The 14,982-nt window shown below is 71.1% G+C and carries 12 protein-coding genes; 11 read left to right on the top strand and 1 reads right to left on the bottom strand.

Features of this window, described 5'->3' with window-relative positions; all coding sequences use genetic code 11:
* The first annotated feature begins 50 nt into the window (after nucleotides 1-50).
* The 9 genes from ACHAAC_RS12425 to deoC all read left to right on the top strand — a co-directional run bounded on the left by ACHAAC_RS12425 (nucleotide 51) and on the right by deoC (nucleotide 9,305).
* Entirely contained in the window at nucleotides 51-1,559 is a 1,509-nt protein-coding gene (locus ACHAAC_RS12425; protein ID WP_435716554.1) for an ABC transporter ATP-binding protein, read from the top strand.
* Nucleotides 1,556-2,638, top strand: a complete 1,083-nt coding sequence (locus tag ACHAAC_RS12420) for an ABC transporter permease (protein ID WP_435716553.1) — start codon at nucleotides 1,556-1,558, stop codon at nucleotides 2,636-2,638. Before ACHAAC_RS12425 ends, ACHAAC_RS12420 begins: the two co-directional genes overlap by 4 nt.
* Before the next feature lie 118 nt (nucleotides 2,639-2,756).
* Complete coding sequence (locus ACHAAC_RS12415) at nucleotides 2,757-4,013, top strand: ABC transporter permease (RefSeq protein WP_435716552.1); 1,257 nt, start codon at nucleotides 2,757-2,759, stop codon at nucleotides 4,011-4,013.
* Nucleotides 4,010-4,477 carry a cytidine deaminase gene (locus ACHAAC_RS12410; RefSeq protein WP_435716551.1) on the top strand — a complete coding sequence of 156 codons (468 nt, stop codon included), beginning with the start codon at nucleotides 4,010-4,012 and terminating at the stop codon, nucleotides 4,475-4,477. The genes ACHAAC_RS12415 and ACHAAC_RS12410 overlap by 4 nt, the downstream gene beginning before the upstream one ends.
* Nucleotides 4,474-5,637, top strand: coding sequence for a cytochrome P450 (locus tag ACHAAC_RS12405; RefSeq protein WP_435716550.1), 1,164 nt, complete (start codon nucleotides 4,474-4,476; stop codon nucleotides 5,635-5,637). The genes ACHAAC_RS12410 and ACHAAC_RS12405 overlap by 4 nt, the downstream gene beginning before the upstream one ends.
* Nucleotides 5,634-6,923 (top strand): thymidine phosphorylase, encoded by a 1,290-nt coding sequence (locus tag ACHAAC_RS12400; RefSeq protein WP_435716549.1) that lies wholly within the window; start codon nucleotides 5,634-5,636, stop codon nucleotides 6,921-6,923. The genes ACHAAC_RS12405 and ACHAAC_RS12400 overlap by 4 nt, the downstream gene beginning before the upstream one ends.
* A gap of 9 nt (nucleotides 6,924-6,932) precedes the next feature.
* Complete coding sequence (locus ACHAAC_RS12395) at nucleotides 6,933-7,394, top strand: MaoC family dehydratase (protein WP_435716548.1); 462 nt, start codon at nucleotides 6,933-6,935, stop codon at nucleotides 7,392-7,394.
* An 11-nt stretch (nucleotides 7,395-7,405) separates the two neighbouring features.
* The gene (locus tag ACHAAC_RS12390; RefSeq protein WP_435716547.1) at nucleotides 7,406-8,485 is read left to right on the top strand and encodes an adenosine deaminase; all 1,080 of its coding nucleotides are present in this window, start codon (nucleotides 7,406-7,408) and stop codon (nucleotides 8,483-8,485) included.
* A gap of 100 nt (nucleotides 8,486-8,585) precedes the next feature.
* Nucleotides 8,586-9,305, top strand: a complete 720-nt coding sequence (gene deoC, locus ACHAAC_RS12385) for a deoxyribose-phosphate aldolase (protein WP_435716546.1) — start codon at nucleotides 8,586-8,588, stop codon at nucleotides 9,303-9,305.
* On the opposite strand, the gene ACHAAC_RS12380 is transcribed toward deoC, so the two are convergent.
* Nucleotides 9,299-9,823 carry a hypothetical protein gene (locus tag ACHAAC_RS12380; protein WP_435716545.1) on the bottom strand — a complete coding sequence of 175 codons (525 nt, stop codon included), beginning with the start codon at nucleotides 9,821-9,823 and terminating at the stop codon, nucleotides 9,299-9,301. The genes deoC and ACHAAC_RS12380 overlap by 7 nt on opposite strands.
* 154 nt (nucleotides 9,824-9,977) lie before the next feature.
* On the opposite strand from ACHAAC_RS12380, the gene ACHAAC_RS12375 reads away from it, so the two are divergent.
* Together ACHAAC_RS12375 and ACHAAC_RS12370 are read left to right on the top strand one after the other, a co-directional pair.
* On the top strand, nucleotides 9,978-12,218 hold the full coding sequence (locus ACHAAC_RS12375; protein WP_435716544.1) for a 5'-nucleotidase C-terminal domain-containing protein: 2,241 nt from the start codon (nucleotides 9,978-9,980) through the stop codon (nucleotides 12,216-12,218).
* Entirely contained in the window at nucleotides 12,218-14,980 is a 2,763-nt protein-coding gene (locus ACHAAC_RS12370) for an ExeM/NucH family extracellular endonuclease (RefSeq protein ID WP_435716543.1), read from the top strand. Before ACHAAC_RS12375 ends, ACHAAC_RS12370 begins: the two co-directional genes overlap by 1 nt.
* Nucleotides 14,981-14,982: the final 2 nt, after the last annotated feature.

Below are 14,982 nucleotides of genomic sequence, written 5' to 3'. Positions count from 1 at the left end.
CGGGCGTCCTGCCTGTCGACACCATCGGCGCGCCGAGCAACGGAGGGCACGTGACCAGCAGCATCGACGTGCGGCTGACGGGGATCGAGAAGCGATTCCCCGGCGTCGTGGCGAACCACGACGTCGACATCCACATCAGGCCGGGCGCGGTGCACGCGCTCATCGGGGAGAACGGGGCCGGGAAGTCCACGCTGATGAAGATCCTCTACGGGGTCCAGCAGGCCGACGGCGGCACGATCGAGATCGACGGTCGGACCGTCGAGCTCGACTCGCCCGTCGACGCCATCGACGCGGGCATCGGCATGGTCTTCCAGCACTTCATGCTGGCCGACAACCTGACCGTCCTGGAGAACATCGTGCTCGGCGCGGAGAAGGTGCACGGCATCGGGGAGCGGGCCCGACGCGAGGTCCTGGACATCTCCGAGCGGTTCGGCTTCGACCTGCGCCCCGACGAGCTCGTCGAGCAGCTCGGGGTGGCGGACCGGCAGCGCGTGGAGATCACCAAGGTCCTCTATCGCGGGGCGCGGCTGATCATCCTCGACGAGCCCACGGCCGTCCTGGTGCCGCAGGAGGTCGAGCGACTCTTCGGCAACCTGCGCGAGCTCGTGGCCGAGGGCTGCTCGGTCCTGTTCATCTCGCACAAGCTCGACGAGGTCCTGCAGATCGCCGACGACATCACGGCCATGCGACGCGGCACGACGGTCGGTACCGCCGATCCGTCGACGACCACCAAGCACGAGCTCGCCGAGCTGATGGTGGGCTCGGAGCTGCCGTCCCCCCAGACCACCGAGAGCACCGTGACCGAGACCGTCGTGCTCTCGATGGACGGCGTCACCCTCGACGCGGGGTCCGGGCGGGCCCTGCTCGACCACGTCAGCCTCGACGTCCACGCCGGTGAGGTCGTCGGTGTCGCGGGTGTCGAGGGCAACGGCCAGGTCGAGCTCGTCGAGGTGGTCATGGGCATGCGTCGGGCCAGGTCCGGGACCATCACGCTGCAGGGGGCCGACATCTCCCGCGCGTCGACCCGTCAGGTGCGCGACCTGGGCGTCGGCTTCGTCCCGGAGGACCGTCACCGGCACGGGCTGCTCCTGGACTTCCCCCTGTGGGAGAACCGCGTCCTGGGCCACCAGCACGGACCCCCGACGGCCAAGGGGCCGCTCATCGACGCCGCCGGTGCCCGCCGCGACTCCGAGCGCATCATCGAGCAGTACGACGTCCGGACCCCGGGCGTGGACACCTCAGCGCGCGCACTCTCCGGCGGCAACCAGCAGAAGTTCATCGTCGGGCGGGAGATGAGCGGCGACCCCGTCCTGCTCGTGGCCTCCCACCCGACCCGCGGCGTCGACGTCGGCGCCCAAGCCGCGATCTGGGACCACGTCCGCGCCGCCCGGCACCAAGGTCTCGGCGTCCTGCTCATCTCAGCCGACCTCGACGAGCTCATCGGTCTGTCCGACCGGCTCGTCGTCATCCTGCGCGGACGGCTGACGGCCGACATCGATCCGCAGACCGTCACCGCCCAGGAGCTCGGCCAGGCCATGACGGGAGGCACCGCGGCATGAGGGTCCGTTCCTTCCTCGTGGGGCTGCTGCCCCCGGTCGTCGCGGTCGGCGCCGCCATGATCGCCACGAGCCTGGTCATCGTCGTCACCGGCGGGTCCGCGATCGACTTCCTGACCACGCTGTTCAGCCTCCCGCAGGGCCGTGTCCTCGTCGACATCGTCAACCAGACGTCGATGCTGGCGCTGGCCGGCTTCGCCGCCGCCATCTGCTTCCGCATGGGCTTGTTCAACATCGGCGTCGAGGGCCAGTACATCATCGGCTCCTGTGCCGGCGCGTTCTTCGCCGTCTCCGGCATCCTCGGTGGGTTCGCCAACATCTTCGGCACCCTCGTCGTCGCCGTCCTCGCCGGGGCGGGCTGGGCGCTCATCGCGGGCCTGCTCAAGGTCTACCGCGGCGTCAGCGAGGTGATCTCGGCGATCATGCTCAACTACGTCGCCCTGACCCTGGCCAACTACCTCGTCCGCACCTACGGCGAGAGCTCCGGCTACGCGAGGACGGTCGGCCCGCTGCCGGCGTCGAGCCAGCCCTTGGGCTTCTCGGTGCTGCCCGACGCCAAGGACATCTGGGCACTGGCGGTCCTCGCGGTCATCGTGGCTGTCGGCTACTGGTTCCTGCTGGAGCGGACCCGCTTCGGGTTCAACCTGCGAGCCACCGGCGAGTCCAGCAGCGCCGCCACGGCCGGCGGCATCGACGCACGCCGCATGGTGCTCGCGACCATGGCGATCTCCGGTGCCATCGCCGGGCTGGTGTGGATGCCCTCGTTCTTCGGCTCCACCCTGACCTTCGGCATCCCGGAGAACTTCCAGACCAACCTCGGCTTCACCGGCTTGGCGGTCGCACTGCTGGGTCGCAACCGGTCGGCAGGCATCCTCGTGGGCGCGCTGTTGTTCGCCTACCTCGCCGCCCAGTCCAACGGACTGCAGCGGGTGGGCATCGCCACCGAGATCATCGGCATCACCCAGGGTGTCGTGGTGCTGGCCGTCGTGATCGCCTACGAGGTCGTCGCCCGCCGGCGCCGTCGGGCCGAGCAGACCGCCGTTGCCGAGCAGCTCGGCACCGTCGAGGACGCCAAGTCATGAGCTGGGGGTACCTTCCTGCACGGAGCGCAGCGGAGTGCTTGGGGGCGCGCCAGCGAGCGAGCAAGGGACATGTCATGCGAGCACTTTCCTACGGTGGTTCTTCTGAGGACGTGATCGCATGACCACGACGACGTCAGGGCCCCCCGTGGCCGACCGATCGCGCCTGCGGACCATCCGCTGGGTGACGCTGATCGCCGTGCTCCTCGGCGTCGCGGTGGTCTCCATCGTGCGCATCGTCACCGGCGCGGACCGGATGAGCTCCCCGGGCGCCCTGCGCCTGGGCGTCATCGCGGCCTGCCCGATCCTGCTCGCGGCCCTCGGCGGCCTGTGGGCCGAGCGTGCCGGCATCGTCAACATCGGGCTCGAGGGGCAGATCCTGCTCGGGACCTGGGGAGCCGCGTTCTGCGCCTTCCACTTCGGCCCGGTGGCCGGGCTCGTCGGCGCCGCACTCATGGGGATGATCGGCGGGCTCCTGCACGCCGTGGCCACCGTGACCTTCGGCGTCGACCACATCATCTCCGGCGTCGCTCTCAACATGATCGCGCTCGGCGCCGTCGGGTTCCTCGCCCGCGTGGCCTTCAACGACCTCGAGGGCGGTGGCCCCCGCAACCTTTCGGGCTATGACACCTTGCCGACGATCACCGTGCCGGGCATCTCGTCAGGGGCGCAGGCGATCGCGGACCAACGGTGGTTCTTCGTCTCGGACCTCGCGAGCGCCGTGGCCGCGATCACCACCCGCCTGTCGGTCGTCACGCTCCTGGTCGCGGCCCTCGTCGTGCTCACCGCGTGGGTGCTGTGGCGGACGTCCTTCGGGCTGCGGCTGCGCTCGTGCGGGGAGAACCCGCAGGCGGCCGAGACCCTGGGCATCGACGTCTACCGCTACAAGTACGTCGCCGTCATGGTCTCCGGGGCTCTCGCCGGGCTGGGCGGTGCCTACCTGTGCATGGTCGCCTCGTCGTCGTTCACCGTGGGACAGAGCGGCGGCCGCGGGTACATCGGTCTCGCGGCGATGATCTTCGGCAACTGGCGGCCGGGCGGGGTGGTGGCCGGCTCGCTCATGTTCGGCTACACCGACGGCGTCTCGCTGCTCTCCGACAGCGGCGACGTCGTCCACGCCCTCCTGCTGCTGGTCTCGATCGCCCTGGCGGTCTACGCCGTGCTCCGCTGGCGGGCCGGTGCGCGCGTCACGGCCGCCGTGGTGGCGGGCATCGGTGCGCTCATCCTGCTCTGGTACCTCCTCGTGGACTCGGTACCGTCCTCGTTCACGGGCATGACGCCGTACATCGTGACGCTGTTCGTCATCTCCGTCGCCGCGCAACGACTACGCATGCCGGCGGCCAACGGAAAGCCCTATCGACGAGGGAGCGCGGGATGAGCACACCCCTTGGCATCAGCGGCGCGGACGACCCGATCGACTGGGACTCCCTGCGCGGCTACGCCACCCAGGTCATGGAGCGTGCCTACGCGCCGTACTCGCGCTACCCGGTGGGTGCGGCCGGGCTCGTCGACGACGGGCGTGTCGTGCTGGGCTGCAACGTGGAGAACGCCTCGTACGGGCTGGGTCTGTGTGCGGAGTGCGGCATGGTCTCCGCGCTGCACGCGACCGGCGGCGGACGGCTCGTGGCCGTGGTGTGCGTCGACGGTCGGGGAGAGGTGCTCATGCCGTGCGGCCGGTGCCGCCAGCTGTTGTGGGAGCACGGTGGGGCGTCGATGCAGCTCATGACGTCCTCCGGGGTCCGCACGATGGACCAGGTCCTGCCCGATGCCTTCGGTGTCGATGACCTCGCGTCCGGCGAGGGTGCCGACGACGTCGGGCCCTCGGGTGAGGGCGAGCGGTGAGGGTCGACCTCACCAGCCCGGAGTTCGTCGACGGCCCCTACCCCCACCTGGCCGAGCTCAGGGCCGCCGGACCGATGGTGCGTGACGAGGACCGGTGGCTGGCCACCGACCACGCCACGGTGGCTGCCGTCCTGCGCGACCGACGGTTCGGCCGGCTCTGGACCGACTGGGAGCCCGCCCAGCAGATGGAGCCCTTCAACACGTTGCACCGCAACCAGCTCATGGAGAACGAGCCTCCCGAGCACACCCGGATGCGGCGCCTGCTCGCGGGAGCGTTCGGTCGTGGTCACGTCGAACGCATGCGACCACGCATCGAGGAGCTCGCCGCGGGCCTGCTCGCGCGGATGGACGGCACGGTCGACGTCCTGGCCGCCTACGCCGAGCCCATGCCGGTCTACGTCATCGCCGACCTGCTCGGCGTCCCCCGAGAGGACCACGAGAAGCTCCGCGCGTGGTCGCAGGGCATCGTGCACATGTACGAGCAAGGGGTCAGTGAGGACGTCAAGGCCGATGCTGTCGCCGCCAGCACCGCCTTCGCCGACTACGTCCGCGACGTCCTCGAGCAACGCCGTGCGCACCCGGGCCAGGACCTCGTCAGCGACCTCGTCGCCGAGCGGGAGGGCGACGCCCGGCTGAGCGACGACGAGCTCGTGGCGACCGTCGTCCTGCTGCTGAACGCCGGCCACGAGGCCTCGGTGAACGTCTTCGGCAACGGCATGCACGCCCTGCTCTCGCACCCTGACCAGCTCGGGCGCGTGCAGGCCGGGGAGGTGTCGGTGGCCACCGCTCTGGAGGAGCTCATCCGCTACGACGCGCCCCTGCAGCTCTTCGAGCGCACCGCCACGACCGACGTCGACCTCGCGGGAGTCACCGTCCACGCCGGGGAGAAGGTGGCCTGCCTGATGGGCTCGGCCAACCGCGACGGGGCGGTCTTCGACCAGGCTGACTCCTTCGACGTCGGCCGCGACCCCAACCCCCACGTCGGCTTCGGCATGGGGCTGCACTTCTGCCTGGGCGCGCCGCTCGCGCGCCTGGAGCTCGAGATCACGGTGCGTCGCCTGCTGGAGCGCTTCCCCCGGATCGCCCTGACCGGGCGGTCCCCGCGCCGACCCACCTGGGTCCTGCGCGGGTACGAGTCGATCGAGGTGTCCCTGACATGAGCCGGACCGAGCCCTTCGACGCTCCGGCGGTCATCGCCGCCAAGCGCGACCACCACCGGCTGGACGACGACCAGATCGACTGGGTCGTCGACGCCTACACCCGCGGCGTCGTGGCGCCGGAGCAGATGTCCGCCCTGGCGATGGCGATCCTGCTCAACGGCATGGACCGCCGCGAGATCGCGCGCTGGACGGCGGCGATGATCGCCAGCGGCGAGCGGATGGACTTCGCCGGGATCGATCGTCCGACTGCGGACAAGCACTCCACCGGTGGTGTCGGTGACAAGATCACCCTTCCGCTGGCGCCGCTCGTCGCGGCCTGCGGCGTGGCCGTGCCGCAGCTGTCAGGTCGCGGGCTGGGCCACACCGGCGGAACGCTGGACAAGCTGGAGTCGATCCGGGGCTGGCGAGCCGACCTCACCAACGCCGAGATGCTCGCCCAGCTGCAGGACGTCGGGGCGGTGGTGTGCGCGGCAGGATCCGGGCTCGCCCCGGCGGACAAGAAGCTCTACGCCCTGCGCGACGTCACGGGCACCGTCGAGGCGATCCCGCTCATCGCCAGCTCGATCATGAGCAAGAAGATCGCCGAGGGCACCGGCGCCCTGGTGCTGGACGTCAAGGTCGGCTCCGGCGCCTTCATGAAGAGCGAGGAGCACGCTCGAGAGCTGGCTGAGGTCATGGTCGACCTCGGCAACGACGCGGGGGTCACCACCGTCGCCCTGCTGACGGACATGTCGACGCCCCTTGGCCTGACGGCTGGCAACGCCCTGGAGGTGCGGGAGTCCGTCGAGGTGCTGGCCGGAGGCGGACCGCCCGACGTCGTCGAGCTGACACTCGCGCTGGCCCGGGAGATGCTCGCTGCCGCAGGTCGGGAGGATGTTGACCCCGCCGCAGCCCTCGCCGACGGCCGCGCGATGGACACGTGGCGTCGGATGGTCTCGGCGCAGGACGGGGACCCCGATGCGGACCTACCGCTCGCCCGGGAGACTCACGTCGTCCCCGCACCGGCCACCGGCGTGCTGGCCCGCCTCGACGCGATGCCGGTCGGGGTGGCCGCATGGCGGCTCGGCGCCGGCCGGTCCGGGCCGGGGGAGGCCGTGCAGGCCGGTGCCGGCGTCCAGATGCACGCCAAGCCCGGTGACCGGGTCCGTGCCGGTGACCCGTTGCTCACCCTGCACACCGACACGCCGGAGCGGTTCCCCCGTGCCCTCGCGGCGCTGGAGGGCGCGTTCGAGGTCGGTGACGCCGTGACGGCCGTGCCTGACGTGCTGATCGGGAGAGTTGGCTAGGGTCGGCGCATGCGAGTGCTGAACGACCGCGAGGAGATCCGGGCCGCTGCAGGAGGGGAGCTCGGCGTCAGCGCGTGGGTCCAGATCTCCCAGGAGCGCATCGACCTCTTCGCCGACGCGACGGGTGATCGTCAGTGGATCCACGTCGACCCCGAGCGCGCGGCGACGGGCCCCTTCGGCGCGACGATCGCCCACGGCTACCTGACGTTGTCGCTGCTGCCGTTCCTCGGCGCCCAGGTGTACGCGTTCGCCGGGGACGTCGCGCGGGTGAACTACGGCCTCAACAAGGTGCGGTTCATCGCGCCGGTGACGGTGGACTCCAAGGTGCGCAACCGGGTGGAGATGACCGACGTCCAGGACATCGAGAAGGGCCAGCAGGTCACCTTGCGCCACACGATCGAGATCAAGGGCCATGACAAGCCGGCCTGCGTCGCGGAGACCGTGACGCTGTTGATGGAGGCCCAATCGTGAATGGCCCAGGCGTGAGCGCGACCCCGGACCAGGTCCTGGCGGCACCCAAGGTGGCGCTGCACGAGCACCTCGACGGTGGCGTCCGACCCGCCACGGTGGCCGAGATCGCTGCCGAGATCGGGCACAGACTGCCGGCGCCGCCCGACCAGCTGGGTCTGTGGTTCGCCGACGCCGCAGGCTCGGGCTCCCTCGAGCGCTACCTGCAGACCTTCGTCCACACCGTCGCGGTGATGCAGCGTCCCCAGGACCTCGCCCGCGTGGCCAAGGAGGCCGTGCTGGACCTCGCTGCCGACGGGGTCGTCTACGCCGAGCTCCGCTGGGCCCCCGAGCAGCACCTGGCCGGCGGGCTCAGCCTGCCCGAGACGGTCGAGGCGGTGCAGTCAGGTATCGACGAGGGTCGCGCCGAGGCCGCGGCGGAGGGCAGCCCGGTCGTCATCGGTCAGCTCCTCACGGCGATGCGCCACGCTGAGCACGGCCTGGAGATCGCACACCTCGTGGTGGAGTACCGGGACCGGGGCGTGTGCGGGTTCGACATCGCCGGTGCCGAGGACGGCTTCCCCCCGATCCTGCACCTGGAGGCGTTCGAGTACCTGCGACGCGAGAACGCCCACTTCACGATCCACGCCGGAGAGGCGTTCGGGCTGCCGTCCATCTGGCAGGCGATCCAGCGCTGCGGGACGGACCGTCTGGGCCACGGGGTCCGCATCATCGACGACATCGACCTCGCCGCCCCCGAGGGTCCTCGGCTCGGCCGGCTCGCGGCGTACATCCGAGACAAGCGGATCCCGCTGGAGATGTGCCCGTCGTCGAACCTGCAGACCTCGGCCGTGCCCGGGATGCGGTCGGTCGCCGACCACCCCATCGGACTGCTCAAGGAGCTCGGCTTCCGGGTGACGGTGAACTGCGACAACCGCCTGATGAGCGGCACCTCGATGAGTCGAGAGATGCAGCTGCTCGTCGACGGCTTCGGCTACGGCACCGATGACCTGCGCTGGTTCACCGTCAACGCCATGAAGAGTGCCTTCCTGCCCTTCGACGAGCGCCTGACCCTGATCAACGACGTCATCAAGCCCGGCTACGCCGCCCTCTGACCCCGCGACTCGTGAGCTCCTGCACCCACATCGGCCTCTCGGCGGAGGGTCGGGTGCAGGTGCTCACAGATCGTGGAGCACCCTGCCTACGATGGTCGACATGTCTCTCGACCTGACCGTCTCCGACGTCGCCGCGATGATCGACCACGCCGTCCTCAAGCCGGACCTGACCCTCGCCGACGTCGACGCCGAGCTCGACGTCGCCACGCGGTACGCCCTGTTCAGCGTCTGCGTGCGTCCCGGGGACGTCTCCTACGTGGTGGAGAGGCTGCAGGGCACCGGCGTCGCCACGGGCACCGTCATCGGCTTCCCGCACGGCACCACCTCCACGCCGGCCAAGGTCGCCGAGGCGCGTCAGGCGCTCGCCGACGGAGCCGTCGAGCTGGACATGGTCCTCAACATCGGCCGCCTGCGCAGCGGGCGGGTCGAGGACGTCGAGGCCGACGTCCGTGGGGTCGTCGAGGCCGCCGACGGCCACGTCGTCAAGGTCATCCTCGAGACGGCGTACCTCACCGACGAGGAGATCGTCGCCGGCTGCCGTGCCGCCGAGCGGGCGGGAGCGGCCTTCGTGAAGACGTCGACCGGGTTCGCCGGGGGCGGCGCGACGCTGCCCCACGTGCAGCTGATGCGCGAGAGCGTGGGAGAGGCCGTCCAGGTCAAGGCCTCCGGCGGGGTTCGTGGCCTGGACACCCTGCTGGAGATGTGGGCGGTCGGCGTCACGCGCTTCGGTACGAGTGCCAGCGCGACCATCCTCGACGACGTCGCCGCGCGCTCGGCCGGGGCCCAGGGGACGGGAGCGGTGGACGAGCGCTCCTACTGAGCGCCGTGCGGCCTGGCGCGCCGCCTGAGCAGCGCCGTGAGCCCCACGGCGATGCCGACGACGGCCAGGACGCCGCCCCCGAGCGTCCACAGCAGGACGGCCCGCGCCTGCTGCAGCACCCGCGGCTCATCGGAGACACCCACCATCGGCGGCGTGCCCGTGGCGTTCGAGCACTCCAGGGTGAACGCCGAGCCGGGAGCGCCGCGTACCGAGCCGAGCTTGCGCCAGGTGGTGCTGCCCTTGGTGAAGGTCTGGGTGACGGTGGTGCCGCGCAGTGACTCCTCGCCCGCCGAGCTCTCGGCCGAGCAGGAGACGGTCGGGTCCTCGCTCGCGCTCCACACGGCCAGTGGCCGGTCGCCGATCGTGACGTCGGCCGTGGCAGCGACCGGATCGACCTCGTAGGAGATGAGGGCCGAGAAGAGCCGCAGGACGCCCACGAGCAGCACGACGACGGCGGCCAGGAGCAGCCCGGCCGAGACGACGTACCAGGCTCGGGAGGGCCGGCGAGTGGTGTCCACGCCCCCAGCCTAGGGGCGCCCGATCGTCGTTCACTGGATCGTCACCCGCGGGGCGTTGACGGGCCCGGCGCGGTCCGGTTGGCTCGTCTCCAGGTCCGGTGCCGACAGGTACGGGGGGACCTCACGCCATCCACGACCCTGGAGCAACGCCACCGTGACCACTCTGAAGGGCCGCCTCGTCGCGGCCGTCTCCGCCATGTCCCTGGCCGGCGCGATCGTCGCCGCCTCGCCCGCACAGGCTCAGGACGACCCGGCGCCGGCCCAGGAGGACACCGTCCTCACCCTGCTGGGCATCAACGACTTCCACGGCCGCATCGATGAGAACACGGTGCGGTTCGCCGGCACGATCGAGCAGCTGCGCAGCGAGGCGGGGGACGAGTCGACGCTCGTCCTCTCCGGAGGAGACAACATCGGTGGGTCGTTGTTCGCCTCCTCCGTCCAGCAGGACCAGCCGACGATCGACGTGCTCAACGCACTGGAGATGGACGCCTCGGCCGTCGGCAACCACGAGTTCGATCGCGGGTTCGCCGACCTGGCCGACCGCGTGGTCCCTGCCAGTGACTTCCCGATCCTCGGCGCGAACGTCCTCCGGGAGGACGGCTCCCCGGCGCTGGACGACTACGAGGTCGTCGAGGTCGACGGCGTCAGTGTCGGGGTCGTGGGAGCCGTGACGCAGGAGACGCCGGCGCTGGTGACCCCGACCGGCGTCGAGGGCCTGGAGTTCACCGATCCCGTCGAGGCAGTGAACGAGGCGGTGGCGGAGATGGAGGCCCTGCCTGACGCGCCCGACGTCATCGTCGCGTCCTACCACGAGGGCGCACCGGACGGTGAGGCGTCGCTGGACGAGGCCCTCGCCGACAGCGAGGTCTTCCGCTCCATGGTCGAGGACACGTCCGCGGAGGTCGATGCCCTCTTCATGGGCCACACCCACCAGCAGTACGCCTACGACGCCGCCCGCCCCGGCGGGGGGACCCGTCCCGTCGTGCAGACCGGCAGCTTCGGGGAGAACATCGGGCAGATCCAGCTCACGGTCGACGCCGAGTCCGGCGATGTCACGACCCACACACAGTCGCTGGTGCCCCGCACCGAGACCGACGACGCCGCGCTGGTGGAGCAGTTCCCGCGCGTCGAGGCCGTTCAGGGCATCGTCGACGAGGCGCTCGCACTGGCCGACGAGGTCGGACGGGAGCCGGTCGGTGAGATCACCGGCGACATCACCACGGCCTTCGCCGGCGGCTCCCGCGACGACCGGTCCGCCGAGTCCACTCTCGGCAACCTCGTCGCCCAGGCGACCTTCACCCAGGTCTCGCAGATGCCGGCCGGTGCGGACCTCTCCGTGGTCAACCCGGGTGGGCTGCGGGCCGACCTGCTGCTGGAGGGCGCCGGGGGCGACGGGGTCGTGACGGCCGCCGAGGCCAACGCCGTGCTGCCCTTCGCCAACAACCTCAGCTCGGTGACACTGACCGGTGCTTCCCTCCGAGAAGTCTTCGAGCAGCAGTGGCAGCGCGACGCCGAGGGCAACGTCCCTTCGCGGCCCTACCTGCAGCTGGGCACCTCCGACAACGTCCGCTACACCTTCGACGCGACGCGTGAGGAGGGAGACCGCATCACCTCGCTGCGGGTGGACGGTGAGGAGGTCGATCCCGACCAGACGTACCGCGTCGCGGTCCCGTCGTTCCTGGCCTCCGGTGGGGACAACTTCAGCGCCTTCACCGAGGGTGAGACGGTCGACACCGGGGTCCTGGACTACGAGGCCTGGGTGGACCACCTCGGCGAGGCCTCCCCGATCAGCCCGGACTTCGGCCGCCACGCCCTCGAGGTGGAGGGCCTGCAGGAGTCCTACACGGCAGGGGACGAGGTCTCCTTCGATCTGCCGGAGCTGGACCTCACGTCCCTCGGCAGTCCGGCGAACACCTCGGTGGAGGTCACGCTCGTGCAGGGCGACGCCGAGACACCCCTGGGTGAGGCCCCCGTCGCCGACGGCGCAGCGAGCCCGACGGTGAGCCTGCCGCAGGGGGTCGGTGGCGAGGCGGTCCTGCGCGTCGAGGCCGACCCGAGTGGGACGGTGGCCGAGCTGCCGATCACCATCGAGTCCGCGGCGGCGCAGGCCACCGTCAAGGCGCTGACCCTGCCCGTGGCGGTCAAGGGACTTCCCGCCGTGATCGGTGTCGCCGTCAAGGGTGGGGAAGGCCGCCCGAGCGGCACCGTCGAGGCCTTCGTGGGGGACCAGCGGATCGGACGCGCCACGCTGCGTGGCGGACTCGGTGTCCTGCTGGCGGACACACGCTCGCTCGAGCCGGGAAGGACCGCCGTCACCCTGCGCTACGGCGGTGACGACGCGTACGGCGAGTCCGAGACGTCGGTCTCGCTCACCGTGCTGAAGGGACTGTTCTGATGCGGCGCATCGGGGTCCTGCTGGCCGGAGTGCTGGCGGCAGGCACCATCGCTGCCGTCCCCGGCACCGCACAGGGCGCGCCCGACGGCTCCGGCGTCGTGATCGACGAGGTCTACCTCAACGGCGGCAGCGCCGGCGCGACCCACCGCAACAAGTTCGTGGAGCTGCGCAACCCCACCGATGAGGAGGTCGACGTCTCGGGGTGGTCCGTGCAGTACCGCTCCTACTCCTCGACGTCGCGGTTCACCGGCGTGATCCCCCTCGGCGAGCACACGATCCAGCCCGGTGGCACGCTCCTGGTCTCCGGCAACAGCAACGCCGCGAACGGGGCCGACCTGCCCACGCCGGACGTGGAGTCGAACGTCGCCTTCTCCGGCAACGACAACGGAGGCACCCTGGCCCTGGTTCGTTCGAGCACAGCGCTGACCGGGGACCGAGCGGCCGTCCTGGGGGACGAGGACCTCGTGGACCTCGTCGGCTACGGCGTCTCGGCGACGTTCGAGGGCTCCGCGCCGACCGCGTCGGGGTACTCCGTGACCTCCTCGCTGGCGCGCACCGACGCGGCGGACACCGACGACAACGCTGCCGACCTCGCCGCCGCCGACCCGACTCCCACGCCCTGCGGCGCAGCCTGCGACGGGTCCGGGCCGGTGGACCCGGTCGACCCCGAGCCGCGCTCGATCGAGCAGGTCCAGGGGACCGGCCCGGACAGCCCGGACGTCGGCGAGCTCGTCGAGCTGAGCGGTGTGGTGACCGCGGCCTATCCGTCGGGCGGCTTCGACGGTGCGTACCTGCAGACGGCCGGGACCGGCGACGTCGACCTGGACGACCACGAGGCCTCGCACGGCATCTTCGTGTCGTCGGCGGCACTGGGCTCGGAGGTGGAGGTCGGTGACCACGTGCAGGTCGTCGGCACGGTCGAGGAGCACTTCGGCCTCACGCGCGTCGTCGCCAGCGAGCACCGGACGCTCGACGAGCCGGCGGAGGCCGTCAAGCCCAGCCAGGTCGACTTCCCGCTCACCGAGGACGAGCGCGAGAGCCTGGAAGGGATGCTGCTGGCCCCGCACGGTGACTTCACGGTGACCAACAACTACACCACCAACCAGTTCGGCGAGATCGGCCTGGCCGCCGGCGCGACCCCGCTCGCCCAGCCCACCGACGTCGCCCGACCGGGCAGCGAGGAGTACGACGCCGTCGTCGCCGAGAACGCCCGGCGACTGGTGACCCTCGACGACGGCCGGTCCACGAGCTTCACGTCCGGGGCCGGGCAGGGCCTCCCCGTCTCGTGGCTGCGGCCCGACAACGAGGTCAGGGTCGGTGCGCCCGCGCAGGTCACCGAGCCGGTCGTCCTGGACTTCCGGTTCGACCTGTGGCGCCTGCAGCCCACCGCGCCGCTGCAGGCCGACGCCGAGCCCGCGACCTTCGGCTCGACGCGCGAGGCCGCTCCGGCCGACGTCGGCGGTGACGTCACGATCGCCGCCTTCAACGTGCTCAACTACTTCACCACGACCGGTGAGACCTACGAGTCCAACGGCCTGGGCACCTGCACCTACTACACCGACCGGGCCGGGGAGCGGACCACGGTCAATCGCTGCAGCGGCACGGGACCTCGTGGCGCGGCGGACGACACCAACCTCCAGCGGCAGGAGGACAAGATCGTCGAGGCGATCAACGCGCTGGAGGTGGACGTCGTCTCCCTGCAGGAGATCGAGAACTCCGCGGCCTTCGGCATCGATCGCGACACCGCGCTGCGCGCCCTCGTGGCCGCCCTCAACGAGGACGCCGGGCGCGAGCGCTGGGCCGCCGTGGAGTCACCCGCCGCGGTTCCGGAGGGCGAGGACGTCATCCGCACCGCCTTCATCCACGACGCCGACTCCGTCGAGCCGGTGGGTGTGTCCGTCATCGACGACGACCCCGCCTTCGACAACGCGCGTGACCCCCTGGCGCAGGAGTTCCGCCCCGTCGGGGGCGACGAGGACGACGACTTCCTCGTCATCGTGAACCACTTCAAGTCCAAGGGCTCCGGCGAGGGAGAGGACGCTGACCAGGGCGACGGGCAGGGTGGCTCGAACGCCTCGCGCGTGCGGCAGGCGACGGCCCTGACCGAGCTCGCCGCCGAGCAGTCCGAGCGGGCGAGGACGGACATGGTCTTCCTGACCGGCGACTTCAACTCCTACAGCCGGGAGGACCCGGTCGAGGTCATCGAGGACGCGGGGTTCGTCAACGTTCCCAAGGCCTTCGATGCGCCGTACACCTACCAGTTCGACGGGCTCGTCGGGTCGCTGGACCACGTCTTCGCCTCGGAGGCCGCCTTCGACCGGGTCACCGGGGCAGACGTCTGGGGCATCAACGCCGCGGAGTCGGTGGGGCGTGAGTACAGCCGCTTCAACGCCAACGCCACACCGCTCTACGACGCCACGCCGTTCCGCGCCAGCGACCACGACCCGGCGGTCGTCGGCTTCGACACCACGACGGCGACCGAGCCGCCGGATGGCCCGGCAGCGTCGTCGGTCGAGGTGGTGGGCGCCCGCCCGGGCATCCTCGGACGACTGGACGTCGAGGTCACGACCGAGGGACGGACCGTCGACGGCGGCCTCGTGCTCGTCAAGCGCGGGTTCTGGCCGGTAGGGCTCGGGCTGGTCGACGACGGCACGGCGAGGGTGTTGGTGGCCGGGCTGCAGCGCGGCCGCGAGTACACGCTGACCTACAGCGGTGACCGGGACACGCGGGCCTCGAGCACCACCTACCGCGTGCCTCGCTAGTG

The organism is Aeromicrobium sp. CF4.19 (genome assembly GCF_051262555.1).
Lineage (GTDB): Bacteria > Actinomycetota > Actinomycetes > Propionibacteriales > Nocardioidaceae > Aeromicrobium.
Note: the sequence above shows the minus strand (reverse complement) of the source record. Positions and strands in the feature narration are given on the sequence as shown.

Coding starts and splice junctions, on each gene's coding strand:
- ACHAAC_RS12420 (WP_435716553.1), top strand. CDS start 1,556: ATGAGGGTCCGTTCCTTCCTCGTGGGGCTGCTGCCCCCGGTCGTCGCG.
- ACHAAC_RS12415 (WP_435716552.1), top strand. CDS start 2,757: ATGACCACGACGACGTCAGGGCCCCCCGTGGCCGACCGATCGCGCCTG.
- ACHAAC_RS12410 (WP_435716551.1), top strand. CDS start 4,010: ATGAGCACACCCCTTGGCATCAGCGGCGCGGACGACCCGATCGACTGG.
- ACHAAC_RS12400 (WP_435716549.1), top strand. CDS start 5,634: ATGAGCCGGACCGAGCCCTTCGACGCTCCGGCGGTCATCGCCGCCAAG.
- ACHAAC_RS12395 (WP_435716548.1), top strand. CDS start 6,933: ATGCGAGTGCTGAACGACCGCGAGGAGATCCGGGCCGCTGCAGGAGGG.
- deoC (WP_435716546.1), top strand. CDS start 8,586: ATGTCTCTCGACCTGACCGTCTCCGACGTCGCCGCGATGATCGACCAC.
- ACHAAC_RS12370 (WP_435716543.1), top strand. CDS start 12,218: ATGCGGCGCATCGGGGTCCTGCTGGCCGGAGTGCTGGCGGCAGGCACC.